Genomic DNA, 14,573 nt, shown 5'->3' with positions numbered 1-14,573 from the left:
GGGTTGTCGTGACTCTAGCGACCCGGTGGCGCCTGAAACATCCGCTTGACTTCGCGAATGATCATTTTGTGCGGTGCAATGCCGGCAAACAGGCGTTGCTTGTACGTCCCCTTGTTGGTCGTCACAAACGGGGCTCCGGTGTGTAACGCTGACAGCGACTTAGTCACAATTTCCGACGTCGGGCGGCGTTCTTCGCCCAATTCACTGGTGTAAGCCCCCCCAATATGGTCTAACTCAGTCGCAGTGGGTCCAGGTAGTAGGGTTTGCACCAAGATGCCTCTGGACTGCCATTCACCGTGTAGAGCCAGGCTGAAGTTGTGCAGGCAGGATTTGGCGCCAGAATAAACCGCTTTGTAGGGTACGGGTTGCAAGGCCGCCGGAGAGGATAGATTGATCACAGTGCTGTTTGGGAATGAAGACAAGTCATCCAAGTACAGGTGGCAAAGCGAAACGGGTGTTGCCGTGATAAGTTGCAGCATCCGCTCGTAGGTCTGGACGGAAGTCTTTTCAAAACTACCCCATGGGCCAAATGCCGCGTTGTTTATCAGCACCCTGATACGTATAGATGCCTGTGTAGTTGCCGCCTTGACAAGCGAAGCGCTACCGTGATCACTAAGGTCAATGCGCAATACCAGGGTTTTAATGCCAAACTGTCGTGTCAGTGATGCTGACAAATCATCTAGCAACGGCTTGCGTCGAGCGACCATAACCAAGTTGACGCCGGCACTCGCCAATTGGCGGCAAAACTCAGCTCCGATGCCTGACGAAGCACCTGTCACCAGCGCCCAGTCGCCCCGAAAATCTTCAAGCTTCATGTCTGATCGGTCCCGTATGTTGAAGCGCTGGATACGAACTCAGCATGTGGTCTGCAACACGCAGCGCGTTTGCAGCAATGGTGAGCCCTGGATTGGTGCCGCCGCTTGAAGGAAAAAACGAGCTGTCCACCACGTACAAGTTTTCTAGATCATGACAGCGGTTATTGGGGTCCAGAACGCTGGTTTGGGGGTCTTGTCCAAAACGGCAAGTTCCGCAAACGTGAGCAATGCGTTGGTTATTTTCGGCCTGCTTGATCAGTCGCCAGTGAAGTGACTTTAATGTTCTGGCCATCATTTTCCTGAAAAGCGCGACGCGTTTTTTTTCTGAGTCGTGCAAGTTGTATGAAATACGTACCGCTTCTGGTGCATCGTCGAGTGCTGGCAAAACTCGGTTGTGCAAATATGGCAAGTCCTCCATCGTGGTTGCAATGGCAATAGACTGATCGACCATACGCTGCAAAAACGGCTGAAACACTGCGATAGTCAAGCCGAATGCGCCTGCCATCCACGGCACGGGTCCGTCTTTAATATCTTGCTTCAAAGAACCAAAAAGCATTTGACCCGGAGGCAGGCGACCGAAAGACTGCACTGAACCTAACTTGACGCCGTCAACACAATAGAAATCATTGAACGCAAACTCCTTGAACCGGTTGTCAAAACTTCGACCTCGGTCAGACCGACTGGTCTGAATAAGATAGATATCGATGCAATGGCGCATCAGATTTCGGCCGACCATTCCAGAACTGTTGGCAACCCCGTTTGGCCAATCAATTGATACAGAACGCAACAAAAGATTGGGTGTCTGAAGCGCCCCAGCTGCGAGCACAATCTGCTTTCCTCGTAACAGAATGTCTCTGCCATGCCATTTGCAGGCAAGTCTGTTCACGCGCGCCTTGTCAGCATGAATACGTACGACACGACAGTTGTCTAGCATGACCGCTCCAAAATTCTGTATTGCTGGCTGGACGCACACCCGCGAACTGTCGTTTTTGCAATTTTTGTCACACAAGAACCCTTGGCAACATTGGCAATCCGCAACGTAATCACAAGCCAGAGGCAGTTGATAGGGGTGCAACCCCCCCGCGGAGAAATGATCGCAAAGTTTGGCTATCGCTGGTGTCAGGGCGGGCGGCTGAAGCAAGCTGCGCGAACGTTGTGCTCCTGCACTCAACGGATCTTGCGTCCCGTGGACACGGTACAAATTTTCAGCAGCACTGTAATAAGTGCTGAAAGCATCGTAGCCAACAGGCCACGCCGCTTCAAGTGACGACTCTGGATTATTTGGATGACTAATGCCCGGCGCAAAGTCTGATTCGGCAAAGCGTTCGAAGGCCATGCCATACAAAGCGCTTGATCCACCGCTACCGGAGCCTACAAAAGGAACAAAGCGCCGAGTGTGTGTTCCCGACTCATCAACCACGACTTCATTGAATCGCCCGGTGTTTGCCAGTAAATCTGCTGATTCTGTTGTGAGAACAGCCCCTGGCTCCTGCCCAAATTGCTCTGCATAATTGGCTGTCAGTGTTCCAGACCGGGCCAGATTATTGGATCCGCGCTCACAAAACAGCACGCTCTTACCCGCTTTGGCAAGGGCGTACCCCAAAGTGCCACCGCCAACGCCAGTGCCAACAATGATGACATCCCACAGCGTTTGGGTTGGATCTGCTGGCTTGCTAGTGATCGTGTTCAAGGCAATCAATCCCCCAATTGCTGGTGATCAGGCTAAAAACCGTCGTGACCGGTGGCGTCTTATGCAAATGATAGTTGTAAAAAAGTCTGACACTCTTCATCCCAGAAAAAGAAAAAGGGCCCAAAGGGCCCTTTTTCAGCTGATCACAGTCCTAGAAATCTTAGCACTTGGGATTGTCTCAAGCTTTTTTAGCGCGGCGACGACCCAACAAACCAGCGAAGCCAAGTGCCAAACCGAACAATGCCAAGCTGTCTGGTTCCGGCACGGAGAATGACGAATTGCCATCAGCCTGGAACTGGAAGTTGTATGCTTGTTGAGAAGTGAAATTAGCACCGTTAACCAAGCCAATGTTGCTTGCCAAATTGCCGTTAAGGATACCATCAGAGCTAAAAGCCGCAGATGGGTTTACCTGAGCGAAAGGCGTCACCTGACTGGTGTTGGAGAACGCGAATACCATTGAGGCAAGATTCAGGTCAGGAAAATAATTTGCATCTGCGAAGTTGATTCGCGCCGTGAGATCTGTCGATCCGGAACCGATCAAACTTTGAATTCCAACGTAGTCGTTGGCTCCAAAGTTGTCAAGATTACCAACATCACCTAACGTGGAGTAGTTGCTGCTGTTAATTGACGTGATGTAGCCGCTCATAATCATGGTGCCAGCAGTAAACCCCTTTCCTGTCAGGTTGTTGCCGGCGGTCAAACCATTTGCATACATATAAAAGAAATTTGTCGATGAAAGCGCTGCCACGTCATCCATTGTGAACTGCACGCTGCCTGGACCAGTCGCTGCGACCTTCTCTTTAACACCGGCTACGACGCTGAAATGCTGACTGTTAATCCCAGCTGCAACAACATTGGTGCCATTCAAACTTGCCGCTGAAAAATTGGCTTGGTACAGCAACTGTGTCTGATATCCAACACCAAGTGTGCCGCCGAATGGCGCACCACCCACCGCCAACGCATTACCAGGGGCCCAGTCCAGCACGTCGATAGAGTAGGCACCCCCAGCAGCGGCACCATTCACGTCAAATGTGATGGGAGTGGCGCCTGCAAATGCCAGGGCTGGCAATGCCAGTGCCGCAGCGATGACCGATTTGGTAAGGGACTTTTTCATGGGGTTCTCCTGGTTGGGAATTTTTCTTTAAATAGAGATAAAGAAAAAATGTGAATTAAGGACTACATTCAAACTAAAGCAATAGCCGTGCCATGAATTAAATCTCTTTTAAAATCATAGATTTAAAGAAATCACAGCTGCTTTTTGGCTGGCGGCTGTAAGTTTTTCCGACAGGTTTGGATGTGCCCTAGCGCAGCAATCAGAATGCTGGCGGCTAAACGTGACGCAATGCATCCACAACGTTTAGCCGTGAAGCTCGGTACGCTGGCCACCAGGCGGACAAAATGGCAACGCAGAGCAGGCCAAAGGTGGTGCCAAGTATTTTCCCGGTTTGACCCCAAACGATAAGCGTCAATGGAAGAGGTTCAACCCCGCCAGGAGGCAGCCAGGTCAAGTTCATCGAATTGACCAACGCTGCCAGCGACAGCGCTAACACAGCACCAAGCAATGCGCCCGCAAAACCCAACAAAGCTCCCTCAGTGACAAACAAATTCTGAATGCCCAAGCGTCGTAATCCGATTGCGCGCAAAGTTCCAATTTCAGTCGTCCTCTCTACAACCGCTGCATTCATCGTGTTACTCACAGTGAACAACACAATGGCACCGATCAGCGTGAAAATAAAACCAAAAATGGTGTCAAACAAATTCATGGACTGTAGGTAGAACGGGTAAAGCGTCCGAAAGTCCAGCACGGCCAAAGGCTGATTGACAGAAAAGCTCGCTAATATGGGTGCCAAGCGCTCTATTGCCACTGGGATTTCATCGGTGTGGCGAAGCTGCAAAATGATCGAAGTCACCTCGGGCGGAGAATTACCGTAAACAAGTTTTTGTGTCTGTGCAAGATGCATCATCATGTAGACCTCGTCGAGTTCTTTGAACCCTTGGTCTTCCGCGCGGATGACTTCGAGTGACGCCACATTGGGTGCTCCCCGAGCAGTTCCTACCAGCAGGTCAATTTTTCGCGGGTTGACGACTTGGGCATTGGCCACCGTCGGCGTATCTAGCAGGACCAGTTGCGCGACATCATCCGGTAACGCGGCGCCCTCTGTGGTTTGTTCTTTCTCTGGCTTGGGACAACGGGCAATTTTCAACGCATCACATAGCTGGAGTACCCGGGCCAGACCAGTCCCAATGATGACTGCGTCGGCCGCAGAGCCTTCAAGTGCAGATACTGGATAGCCTGATCGCATGTTGAAGTCATTCCAGAGTCGCATGCGATTGACGTCCTTCGCTATGAAGCCGTTGCCAATCACGGTGCGTGAAACCCCTGCAGTTGAATTGCCTGCGATGCCACCAAATTGAAGTGTAGGTGTTGCCACGAGTACCATGGTCTTCAATACGGCATCATTCTCGATAGCTGCCAACAACTTGGTGTAGTCTGCGATGCCGTAAGCCGCAGGATTGCCGCTTCCATAGAGATAAAAATCTCGGTGCTGAATTTGCAGGTGGCCGCCTGTTTGTACATAGGCTGTTTGCATGGAATAGTTGATATTGGTGCTGTAGCCACCAAACAAAAGTATCGACGTGGAGCCGATGGCTATCGCCAGCAGGGTCGATATAGACCGACGCCGGTTTCGCAACAGATTGCGAACAGCCAGAGCAAGCGTCATCATGCTGCTGTCACCACGCCTTTGCGGCGAGTGTTCTGTGTCAGGTTAACTTTTAGAAAAATGGTGCCGTCGGCCGCTTTGTCGGCCAGCCCTACGGCTTCTAGCAGCTTGGGTACCCGGTCGGCGCGGTTTTTTTCTATCGCACCGGTCAGCAACAGCGGGTATTGGATTTTTTCGTGGGCGCGGAGCACTGGCATGCAGCCTGCCAACATCACCTCGCCCGCATCTGGCCTGTCAATGCAGCCAAACAGGTTCAACAGGGTGGTTTTGCCGTTGCCTGAGGGCCCAAGCAGCACGGCGAAGCAGGCAGGACGCACCAGAATATCCACGCCTTGGATCACGGGCACGCTCACCGATAACATGAGGTAGGTTGTTTCAACCCGCATCAGGATGGCCACGGGGCCTTGGTGAGGCGTGTTGTCTGGCGCTTTGTCGCTCATGTCGTGCCTTACGTCTTGTGGCTACAGTGAAGCCGGGCTGTTGAAGAAGATACAACACTGGGGTCTGGCGTCAACTATTACTTTAACCAGTGCCAGCTCGGCAAGGATTTGGTCACCGCTTCGGTTGGGAAAAAGGGGCCAACAAGTGCCCTGATTCCAGAGGGAGGTCGACCCAATGGCCAGCGAGCGGCGCCGGTTGCGCAGCAGGTTACGAATGGCCAGCGACAGGGTCATCATGCGACGCCGTCTTTAGAAGTAATAGTTGCCCAACACCTGCACGATGCGACTGTCAGGCAGGATGCCGTACTCGCTGTCGGACTTGCCGCTGAATTGCTGCCACTGCAGCGCCAGATCGTATTTTGGCCAATGCTGGCGCAGTTCAAGCCACGACTGCCTAGAGTGGTCTTCGGTATTGAAGCGAACAAAAGCTGTCAGGTCCAGGTCTTTGATGAACAGGTCTTTTTGCGTGACATACAGCATCAAAGCCTGGCGCGAGACCAGTTCCTGGCGTGCTCGGGCGTCTATCAGGTAGGCCACTTTGGCCGACATAGGCGCGGTAGACAGTGCTACCCAGTCTTGTTGGCTGGCACCAAACCCGTTGTACTGGTACTCGGCTGTGACCGATAGCTTACCCAAGGTGGTGTAGGTCACGCCCCCGGCAAAGCGGTTGCGCCGGGTGGCAGCACTTGGCAAGCCCAGCGCCCGGCTGGTTGCGTCAAGCTCGCTGGCGTTGGACCATTCAACGTGCGCCACCGCCGCGTCTGACAGCAGCGCAGTCATGTTGGCCCCTACTGCGGCGGACTCCCCTTGCTCTTTATACAAGAGCCACTGGCTGCTGAGTTTTTGGGAAAACTGAGTGCTTAGTGCCACCAGACCCCGATTGCGGTTGTTGGTGGCGCCCAGGTCAAGATCCCAGCCGCTAGGGCTGGCCCGGTCTTCCAGCTTAGGCGAATAGGCAACCGACAGCGAGCCGCCTTGCCACAGGCGCTGGGCGCGCAGCATCGCACTGCCCAAGCGGTTTTCGCGCATGGCAAACGGGTTGCTGGAAGTCAGCGTGCGCAGACTGCCGTCGCGGAAAAAGTCGGTTGGGTTGTAGCCATAGCCGGGGCCGTAGCGCAGGTTGATGCGGCCGAGCTCGTAGATGGTGTTGCCGCCGCCAGGCTGCCAGCTCAAATACGCTTCGCGCAGGCTGTTGACGGTGGCGTCCGACCCCGCCTCAGCCGGGTCCATGTAATCCAGCCGGTCAGAGAACACCGCGCGCACATCGGGCGTTAACTTGCCAGCGTAAGACAGATCGAGCGAGGCACGGCCCAAGGCGCGGCTGGCGGGTGCATAGCGTTGTTCCGCGTTACCCCAGGCGCCTTCAAAAAACACTTTGGTATTGCTGGCGGCAGCGGGCGTGCTGACTTCGGGGGCGCTTTCCAGGTCAAGGGCGTCCAGCTCGGCATCTGCGGCCAGCGCGGGCAGGGCGTGGGCCAGGGCGGCTGTCAGCAAGGACAGATAAAACGAGCGTGGGCGCAAACGCATGAGATCACTCCGGTTGGAAACGAGGCAAGAAATCGCGCTGCATCCAGGTGTCAGGAATCGACCGCGCAGCGTAGTCAGAAAAACGCATGATGGTGACCGATTTGGGATCCAGCCCGTCGATGATCACCGTCTCGGTGGGCCGCTCTGCACCCAGTTGGGGCTGGTAGCGGCGGTAATAGGCGGTTTTGAGCAGGCGCGAGGAATCCGCAAAAAAGCGCGCCTTAATGGGGCGATTGTTTTCGGCATCAACCCACATCTCGATGCTGGCATACGTCACATCCGGGTTGGCAGCCGTCAGCGCCAGTTTATGCGCCTTGCGCAACTGGCGCTCGCCGTTTTGTACCTCTTCTTCGCCAGAGAGAACGGCGGTGTAGTCTTTGGCCAGGTTGACGGTGGCCACGTCGCCATTGGAGGCCTGGCCCAGCAGGCGTTGCTGCGGCGACAAGCGCACACTGGCTTTGGACAGCGGGTCGTAAAACCACATGTCGTTGCCGTTCTTGAGCATCAGCTTGCCCGCGTCACGCGCAGGCAAGACAAACTGCACCAAGCTGGCAAATTGCCCGTTGGACTGTGTTCTGGAATAACTGGTCAAGGTGCTGGCATCAACCTGTTTGCCCGCCTGAAACTCGGTCAGAGTCACTGTGACGCTGAAAGCGCCGCCCGGGTTGCGTATGGCGTCGCTGGCGCCCAGGATGCTGTTGGCAGTGGGCGCCGCAGACGCCGCGCTGGCCGCGAAGAAAAACAGCGGTAGCAAAAGGGATGTCAGGGTCTTCATGGTGTGCTCCGAAGCGGCTTGCGCTTGATGTTCTGGACAAGACCATCCTTGAGAAAAATGGTGTCGTCGGCCGCCTTGATCACTTCGCGGTCGTGCGACGAGAAGATGAACGAAATCTCGAAGCGGTTCACCATGTGGCGCATCAGCGCCAAGATGCTGGCGCCGGTGACGCTGTCCAGATTGGCGGTGGGCTCGTCGGCAATCACCAGTTTGGGCTTGCGCGCCAGGGCGCGTGCAATGGCCACGCGCTGGCGCTGCCCGCCAGAGAGCTGCCCCGGCAGATTCTTGGCGAGGTCGGCTAGGCCTACGGCCTCCAGCAGTCGGGGCACCCGCTCGCCGCGGGCCTTGGCCGATTTGCCCGCCAACAGCAGCGGGTATTCCACGTTTTCGTAAGCGCTCAACACCGGCAGCAGGTTGAAGTTTTGAAAGATGAAACCGATGTTTTTGGCCCGAAAGTCCGACAACTCGTCGTCAGAGAGCGCGGCTACCTTGCAGTCGGCCACGATGACTTCGCCTTTGTCAGGCTTGTCAATGCAGCCAAACATGTTGAGCAGGGTGGTCTTGCCGCTGCCAGACGGCCCTAGCAGCACGGTGAAACAGGCGGGGCGCACCAGAATGTCCACCCCTTTGATGACCGGCACGCTGACCGAATCCATGGTGTAGGTTTTCTCAACCCCGGTCAGTAGCGCTACCGGCCCCCGGACCGCGGGTTGCTCGGTATTGGGTTCGGTCATGTCTGGTTTTCGCTCAGGCGCCAGCGGCGTTTATGGATGTCGCTCATGCGGCAAATACTACCGCATCCCTGTGGTCCGGTCAGACTAATCGAGGCACATGCCCATAAGAGCCGTTTCGCCAGGACTTGGGGATGGGTATGGCGGATGGCGCTGGTTCTAGCGGCTGCTCGCAAAGCTGAACACGGCGCCTTCGAGCAGATCCGTATCGCGCGGGCGTATGGGGAACCCACCTTGGTAGGTTTGTTGCGTCCAGATCAAATTGGCAGATCTCGTCTCCCATAGCCGAAAAAGACCGGTTTTACTGCAAAAATACCAGTATTGTTAGGCTCTAGCCCTTGTTTTATATGGATTAACAGCTATTATTTTGAGAGTGACTTGTTCGTCAAAATTCGGGCTTACACGTGTCTTCTACAAACGAGCATTTTGATGTGGACAAGCCAATGATCCACGGTGGCAGACAAGTAGTCCTATAGGCTTTTACTTAGTCGCGTGCCCCATCAAACATGCCGCAGCGCATCCACAATTTTCAAGTTAGACGCGCGGTAAGCGGGCCACCAGGCTGAAAGGGTAGCGATAAGGATCAGGCCCAGTGTGGTGCCGATGATCATGCGTGTCTCGTAAACCGGGGTCAGGTCTTGCATTAGCGCATCTAGCTGCTTGATTATTTGCTGCGGTTTGTTGCCAAAATGGCCTGTAGCCCTTATGCATAAAGCGCAAGAAGCTATTTTTTTGATATCTTGGTAATCACAAGACTAGGCCCGAACCAGATGATGTTTGCGTTTAACTGGTCACATCGGCCTCGGCCTGTGGCCACAGCGCGGAGAAGTAAAACCGCAATGCATGCAGCGGCAAGCCAAATCTGACCTTGCCTTGCGCGGTGTCGCTACGCAACAACCGCGGCTGACCAGCGCACTGCGTATCGTGACTGCGGTTCAGTTCCCAAGAACGGTCATGTGCTTGAACTCATTCCTCACGATCTCAGCACCACTCAGAAGCTAAGAATGCAGCGGGCGAAGCTCGTTCTTTGAATCGAACCCGCCAAGGCCGGACACTGCTTGCTGCGACACAAGCGAGTACGCGCCGGTGATCAAACGAAACGCGTACCCGACTAGGTTCGACGCCCTTTCTCACAGTCAGCCCCGCACGTAAAGTATCCCTTCGCTCAGGTTGTGTTAGCAGCCCTCCGTCTTCACGACGCAGGCTGGCCACGATGGGTGTGTGCGCCTTCTCGCCCCGTTTTATCACCACGGCGGTTTCGCCATTTGCAAGCTCCACAAAAGTACCAGGCGGATACAGTCCAACGACTTTCAATAGCGTCGCGCCAATGCCGTCAGGATGCCCACTCGCACCAAGACACGCATCACGGGCAGCCATTGCGGGTGTAACCGACTCACGGGATACTCGCCGACTGAGTTTGGCCGTGTAGATGTCCACCCGGCGCAGCAGTTCGGCCAGACGTGGCCCAGTTTTCGCGTCACCGCCATCCTCCGGGTCCAAGACCAGATGATGGTTTAGCCCAACATAGAGCCGCGAGTCTGCCGTCGAAACTGCAACCTGGGGTGCAGTTTCAGGATCTGACGGTTCTTTGGCTTCTTGCTCGATCATGGTTAGTAAGGGGTCTGGATTTCGGCATGCAGTCGCTAAAAAATAGTGCAGTTGCCGGGCGGTTTTCCGAAGTCAGTTGCTGGTTGGAATTGGTTTGCGGTAGGGAATATGCCGTCTGACATACGCTGTCTCAGCGGTATGCAATTTTTGGGGGGCCGGGCAAATTTAGCCTATTGGATACCAAACTGGAGTACATCGCAGACGGCTGCACCTCCCAATGCCTGACTGGCCCGCACCAAGCGAACCGCGCCGTCGTGGCCGTGGCTGGCGTAACCGGCGCAGGCGTTAATAAAATTCACGCCTCTCATGCCGGGGCAGCTATCACCCATGAAGGCAGTAGGTGCCCGGTAGAAGCCGCGTACTGTGTTCGGTAACCACAGCCTGTTGGTTCTGGTTTTTTTCTTAGCGATAAACCGACAAAATAGCCGTATTGCTAGTAAAAAAACGACGTTTCCTGCTGTTTTTCTAAACTTCTTAGTTCGCTTCCGACACAATGAACGAATCGGTTAAAGATGCGGCAAGGCCAAATCCAAGTTGATAAACGACAAAACACAATTTGTTAGCCAAACACCGGCGACACAACCAGCATTTTTAGCGAGAAACCGACATCTATGCATTTAGCCCAACGACTCAGTCCGCCCAAGGAACTCATCTTTAGTGCCTTGGTATCTGATGCAGAAGCCCGAAAGCTGCAACGTCAGGCAGCCGCAGGCTTGCTCTGCCGGGTGTACGTCGGTGTCTATGCAGCAAAACAATCGGAAGAGGAACTCGCAGCATTGGTCCGTCGAAGCTGGCAAAGGATTGTTGGGGTGGTGGTACCCGGCGGCGTTGTGTCGCACATCAGCGCAATGCGCGGAGGCGTTCTGCCTTGCGCTGAAGTGGTGCTGTCGCACCCTACCTCCTTTAATAAGAAGATCGCGCTGCCGGGCTTGACGGTGCGCTTGGTCAGAGGCCCAGGCCCTTTACCAGGTGACTTGAGCATGGGTACCACCGGCCTCCACTACGCGGGCCGTGCCCGTATGCTGCTTGAAAACATTGGGCGCAAAGGGGGCTTACGGGCTCCCCCCGAAGAGGTTGAGCACATGCTGGTGTCCGTGTTGAACGCGTCAGGTGAAAAAGCGTTCAACGAAATCCGTGACCAAGCCGCGGGCCTGGCACCTGCGATGGGAGCGGAAAAGTCTCTCAAGGAATTGCGTTTGATCATCGGTGCCCTTCTTGGGACTTACGCCAAGGGCGGCTTGGTGACCAAGGTGGGCATGGCAGTCGCGCGCGGTACCCCGGTTGACCAGGAGCGCATGGCTCGCTTTGAAGTCCTGGCGGCGCACTTGCGCATTACGCCGTTGCCGCACATCGAGCAAGCTCTGCAAGGCGTGGCTAGGCAAAACGCCGCTTTTCTTGAGGCCTACTTCTCGAACTACGTGGAGGGCACGAAGTTTGATATTCAGCAGGCTCGGGACATTGTCATGAACAACAAGCTTGTACCGAATCGACCAAAGGACTCGCACGACGTCCTTGGGGTCTTTCGTTTGGCCATTACCAGGCCGTATCGGGGCGGTCCTCCTCTGGTGGGTCAAGAGTTTCTCGAAGGACTAGAAACCTGGCATGCCGAGATGTTGAAAATGCGGCCAGAAGCCAACCCTGGGAAGCCCAAGCTAGAGGTTAACTACGCTGGCACAACGCAGTTTGTGAACCCAGCCATGGTCCGAGGTACGCTTGCAGAAGGGTCCTCTCTCGCGCGGTCTGTTCCGGAAGGGCTGGCAAGGGCCATCTATTTCGCTTTCATCATTTCAGAGGTCCATCCCTTTGATGATGGAAACGGTCGACTGTCTCGCCTGGTCATGAATGCGGAACTCACCCGCGCCGGTGCCTCACGCATCATCATTCCGACGCTGTATCACCCGCAGTACGTCGACTGCGCGCGCGCTCTGACGCGAAAGAATGAGCCATCGGGATTCGTGCAAAGCCTAGCGAAGATGGCCAGATGGTCAAGCCAGTTCGACTATGCGGATATAGACCTTCTGATTGACAGCGTGCGTAAGACCCATGCGCTTGAGGAGTCTCCGGTCGAATACCGTTTACTTAACTTGGACGGCAGCAACGAAACCTAGCCTTCGCGCAGTCACGCTTGAAATTTGCAAAGGGGCTGGGCCCCATCACACATGCCGCAGCGCATCCACAATCTTCAAGTTAGAGGCGCGGTAAGCGGGCCACCAGGCTGAAAGGGTGGCGATCAAGATCAGGCCCAGTGTGGTGCCAATGATCATGCGGGACTCGCTCCAGACACGAATGGTCAGGGGCACCAGTTCCACCGTGCCCGGTGGCAGCCACGCAATGTCTAGGCGGTTAATCATCAACGACAAACTCAGTGCCAGCACGACCCCCAGCACCGCGCCCACCACGCCCAGAATGGCACCTTCGGTGACAAACAGCCGACGAATGCCAGACCGACGCAGGCCAGTGGCGCGCAAGGTGCCAATCTCTACCGTGCGCTCAATCACCGCGGTGTTCATGGTGTTGCTCACGGTAAACAGCACAATGCCGCCAATCAGCAGAAAAACAAAACCGAAGATAGTGTTGAACATCTGTTCGGTTTGCACAAAAAACGGGTTCAACTCACGAAAGTCTTTGATGGACAGTGGTTGGTCTTTGGCATAGCGCGCCAGTATGGGCTCAAGGCGCTCGCGGGCCTGTGGGATCTGGCTGGTGTGTTGCAACTGCAGGATGACGGAGGTCACCTTGGGTTCGGCCTGGCCGTAGATCAGCTTCTGAATGTGGTCTAGCCGGGTCATGATGGTGACCTCGTCGAGCTCTTTAAAACCCTGGTCTTCGGCCTGGACAACTTTGAGCGAGGTTACGTTGGGCGCGCCGCGTGAGTTGGCCACCAGCACGTCGATGACCGGCAGGGGACCTTTCGCGGCGGCGGGTGCGGCTTCCAGCGCGCTGAGTTCGGCAATGTCATCGGGGATGGATGCGGCATCGGCCACCGCTGCCGCAGACACATGAAGTGGTGGGCAGTCAGCAATCCACAGCTGCGTGCACAGTTGCAACACCCGCGCCACGCCGAAGCCGATGTTGACCGAGTCGGGCGAGGCACCTTCCAGCGCCGACACTGGCGCAGTGGAGCGCAGGCCAAAGTCGTTCCAGCGGCGCATGAGGTTGATATCGGCGGGCACAAAGGCGGTGCCGAGAATGGTGCGCGATACGTTGGCGGCGTTGTTACTGGCAATGCCGCCAAACTGCAGCGTGGGGGTGGCCACCACCAGCATGGTCTTCAGCACTTCATCGTTGCGGATGTCTTGCAGAATCTTTTGGTAATGGCTGATGCTGTAAGCCATGGGGTTGCCGCTGCCATAGACATAAAAATCGCTGTGCTGGACTTGCAGGTGGCCGCCGCGCATGACGCTGCGGGTATGCATCTCCAGGTTGATATTGCCGCTGAAGCCGCCAAACAGCAGGATGGAGGTGGAGCCAATGGCCATGGCGAGCAAGGTGGCCAGCGAGCGGCGCCGGTTGCGCAGCAGGTTACGAATGGCCAGCGACAGGGTCATCATGCGACGCCGTCTTTAGAAGTAATAGTTGCCCAACACCTGCACGATGCGGCTGTCAGGCAGGATGCCGTACTCGCTGTCGGACTTGCCGCTGAATTGCTGCCACTGCAGCGCCAGATCGTATTTTGGCCAATGCTGGCGCAGTTCAAGCCACGACTGCCTGGAGTGGTCTTCGGTATTGAAGCGAACAAAAGCTGTCAGGTCCAGGTCTTTGATGAACAGGTCTTTTTGCGTGACATACAGCATCAAAGCCTGGCGCGAGACCAGTTCCTGGCGTGCTCGGGCGTCTATCAGGTAGGCCACTTTGGCCGACATAGGCGCGGTAGACAGTGCTACCCAGTCTTGTTGGCTGGCACCAAACCCGTTGTACTGGTACTCGGCTGTGACCGATAGCTTACCCAAGGTGGTGTAGGTCACGCCCCCGGCAAAGCGGTTGCGCCGGGTGGCAGCACTTGGCAAGCCCAGCGCCCGGCTGGTTGCGTCAAGCTCGCTGGCGTTGGACCATTCAACGTGCGCCACCGCCGCGTCTGACAGCAGCGCAGTCATGTTGGCCCCTACTGCGGCGGACTCCCCTTGCTCTTTATACAAGAGCCACTGGCTGCTGAGTTTTTGGGAAAACTGAGTGCTTAGTGCCACCAGACCCCGATTGCGGTTGTTGGTGGCGCCCAGGTCAAGATCCCAGCCGCTAGGGCTGGCCCGGTCTTCCAGCTTAGGCG

12 protein-coding genes and 1 pseudogene are annotated in these 14,573 nt (G+C 55.6%); 1 reads left to right on the top strand and 12 read right to left on the bottom strand.

Annotated elements, in window-relative coordinates:
- Positions 1 to 14: 14 nt before the first annotated feature.
- The 10 genes from BLL52_RS05015 to BLL52_RS20260 all read right to left on the bottom strand — a co-directional run bounded on the left by BLL52_RS05015 (position 15) and on the right by BLL52_RS20260 (position 10,309).
- Positions 15 to 815, bottom strand: coding sequence for an SDR family NAD(P)-dependent oxidoreductase (locus BLL52_RS05015; RefSeq protein WP_075585626.1), 801 nt, complete (start codon positions 813 to 815; stop codon positions 15 to 17).
- Entirely contained in the window at positions 805 to 2,505 is a 1,701-nt protein-coding gene (locus tag BLL52_RS05010) for a GMC oxidoreductase (protein ID WP_075585874.1), read from the bottom strand. The genes BLL52_RS05015 and BLL52_RS05010 overlap by 11 nt, the downstream gene beginning before the upstream one ends.
- A 178-nt stretch (positions 2,506 to 2,683) precedes the next feature.
- Positions 2,684 to 3,619 (bottom strand): PEP-CTERM sorting domain-containing protein, encoded by a 936-nt coding sequence (locus BLL52_RS05005; RefSeq protein WP_075585625.1) that lies wholly within the window; start codon positions 3,617 to 3,619, stop codon positions 2,684 to 2,686.
- Positions 3,620 to 3,833: 214 nt separating this feature from the next.
- Complete coding sequence (locus BLL52_RS05000) at positions 3,834 to 5,231, bottom strand: ABC transporter permease (RefSeq protein ID WP_075585624.1); 1,398 nt, start codon at positions 5,229 to 5,231, stop codon at positions 3,834 to 3,836.
- Positions 5,228 to 5,668: an ATP-binding cassette domain-containing protein gene (locus BLL52_RS21720; protein WP_075585623.1), complete on the bottom strand. Its 441-nt coding sequence runs from the start codon at positions 5,666 to 5,668 to the stop codon at positions 5,228 to 5,230. The genes BLL52_RS05000 and BLL52_RS21720 overlap by 4 nt, the downstream gene beginning before the upstream one ends.
- Positions 5,669 to 5,917: 249 nt before the next feature.
- Complete coding sequence (locus BLL52_RS04985; protein ID WP_075585621.1) at positions 5,918 to 7,195, bottom strand: hypothetical protein; 1,278 nt, start codon at positions 7,193 to 7,195, stop codon at positions 5,918 to 5,920.
- 4 nt (positions 7,196 to 7,199) lie between these two features.
- Entirely contained in the window at positions 7,200 to 7,970 is a 771-nt protein-coding gene (locus BLL52_RS04980; RefSeq protein ID WP_075585620.1) for an outer membrane lipoprotein-sorting protein, read from the bottom strand.
- Positions 7,967 to 8,704 (bottom strand): ABC transporter ATP-binding protein, encoded by a 738-nt coding sequence (locus tag BLL52_RS04975; RefSeq protein ID WP_075585564.1) that lies wholly within the window; start codon positions 8,702 to 8,704, stop codon positions 7,967 to 7,969. The genes BLL52_RS04980 and BLL52_RS04975 overlap by 4 nt, the downstream gene beginning before the upstream one ends.
- A gap of 497 nt (positions 8,705 to 9,201) precedes the next feature.
- On the bottom strand, positions 9,202 to 9,345 hold the full coding sequence (locus tag BLL52_RS20710) for a hypothetical protein (protein WP_156876184.1): 144 nt from the start codon (positions 9,343 to 9,345) through the stop codon (positions 9,202 to 9,204).
- 337 nt (positions 9,346 to 9,682) lie between these two features.
- On the bottom strand, positions 9,683 to 10,309 hold the full coding sequence (locus BLL52_RS20260; protein ID WP_139313303.1) for an HD-GYP domain-containing protein: 627 nt from the start codon (positions 10,307 to 10,309) through the stop codon (positions 9,683 to 9,685).
- Positions 10,310 to 10,920: 611 nt separating this feature from the next.
- Between BLL52_RS20260 and BLL52_RS04970 the strand changes: the two genes are divergently transcribed.
- Positions 10,921 to 12,417 carry a Fic family protein gene (locus BLL52_RS04970; RefSeq protein WP_075585619.1) on the top strand — a complete coding sequence of 499 codons (1,497 nt, stop codon included), beginning with the start codon at positions 10,921 to 10,923 and terminating at the stop codon, positions 12,415 to 12,417.
- Positions 12,418 to 12,462: 45 nt separating this feature from the next.
- Here BLL52_RS04970 and BLL52_RS04965 read toward each other — a convergent pair whose 3' ends face one another.
- Together BLL52_RS04965 and BLL52_RS20705 are read right to left on the bottom strand one after the other, a co-directional pair.
- Positions 12,463 to 13,860, bottom strand: a complete 1,398-nt coding sequence (locus tag BLL52_RS04965; RefSeq protein WP_075585618.1) for an ABC transporter permease — start codon at positions 13,858 to 13,860, stop codon at positions 12,463 to 12,465.
- Positions 13,861 to 13,872: 12 nt separating this feature from the next.
- Positions 13,873 to 14,573: pseudogene (locus BLL52_RS20705) on the bottom strand (hypothetical protein); the annotation flags it as partial.

The sequence above is a fragment of the Rhodoferax antarcticus ANT.BR genome (assembly GCF_001938565.1).
Classification (GTDB): domain Bacteria; phylum Pseudomonadota; class Gammaproteobacteria; order Burkholderiales; family Burkholderiaceae_C; genus Rhodoferax; species Rhodoferax antarcticus.
Note: the sequence above shows the minus strand (reverse complement) of the source record. Positions and strands in the feature narration are given on the sequence as shown.

Bases quoted from the DNA above. Each gene is read 5' to 3' on its own strand.
- BLL52_RS05015 (WP_075585626.1), bottom strand. From the start codon at position 815: ATGAAGCTTGAAGATTTTCGGGGCGACTGGGCGCTGGTGACAGGTGCT.
- BLL52_RS05005 (WP_075585625.1), bottom strand. From the start codon at position 3,619: ATGAAAAAGTCCCTTACCAAATCGGTCATCGCTGCGGCACTGGCATTG.
- BLL52_RS05000 (WP_075585624.1), bottom strand. From the start codon at position 5,231: ATGATGACGCTTGCTCTGGCTGTTCGCAATCTGTTGCGAAACCGGCGT.
- BLL52_RS21720 (WP_075585623.1), bottom strand. From the start codon at position 5,668: ATGAGCGACAAAGCGCCAGACAACACGCCTCACCAAGGCCCCGTGGCC.
- BLL52_RS04985 (WP_075585621.1), bottom strand. From the start codon at position 7,195: ATGCGTTTGCGCCCACGCTCGTTTTATCTGTCCTTGCTGACAGCCGCC.
- BLL52_RS04980 (WP_075585620.1), bottom strand. From the start codon at position 7,970: ATGAAGACCCTGACATCCCTTTTGCTACCGCTGTTTTTCTTCGCGGCC.
- BLL52_RS04975 (WP_075585564.1), bottom strand. From the start codon at position 8,704: ATGACCGAACCCAATACCGAGCAACCCGCGGTCCGGGGGCCGGTAGCG.
- BLL52_RS20710 (WP_156876184.1), bottom strand. From the start codon at position 9,345: ATGCAAGACCTGACCCCGGTTTACGAGACACGCATGATCATCGGCACC.
- BLL52_RS20260 (WP_139313303.1), bottom strand. From the start codon at position 10,309: ATGATCGAGCAAGAAGCCAAAGAACCGTCAGATCCTGAAACTGCACCC.
- BLL52_RS04970 (WP_075585619.1), top strand. From the start codon at position 10,921: ATGCATTTAGCCCAACGACTCAGTCCGCCCAAGGAACTCATCTTTAGT.
- BLL52_RS04965 (WP_075585618.1), bottom strand. From the start codon at position 13,860: ATGATGACCCTGTCGCTGGCCATTCGTAACCTGCTGCGCAACCGGCGC.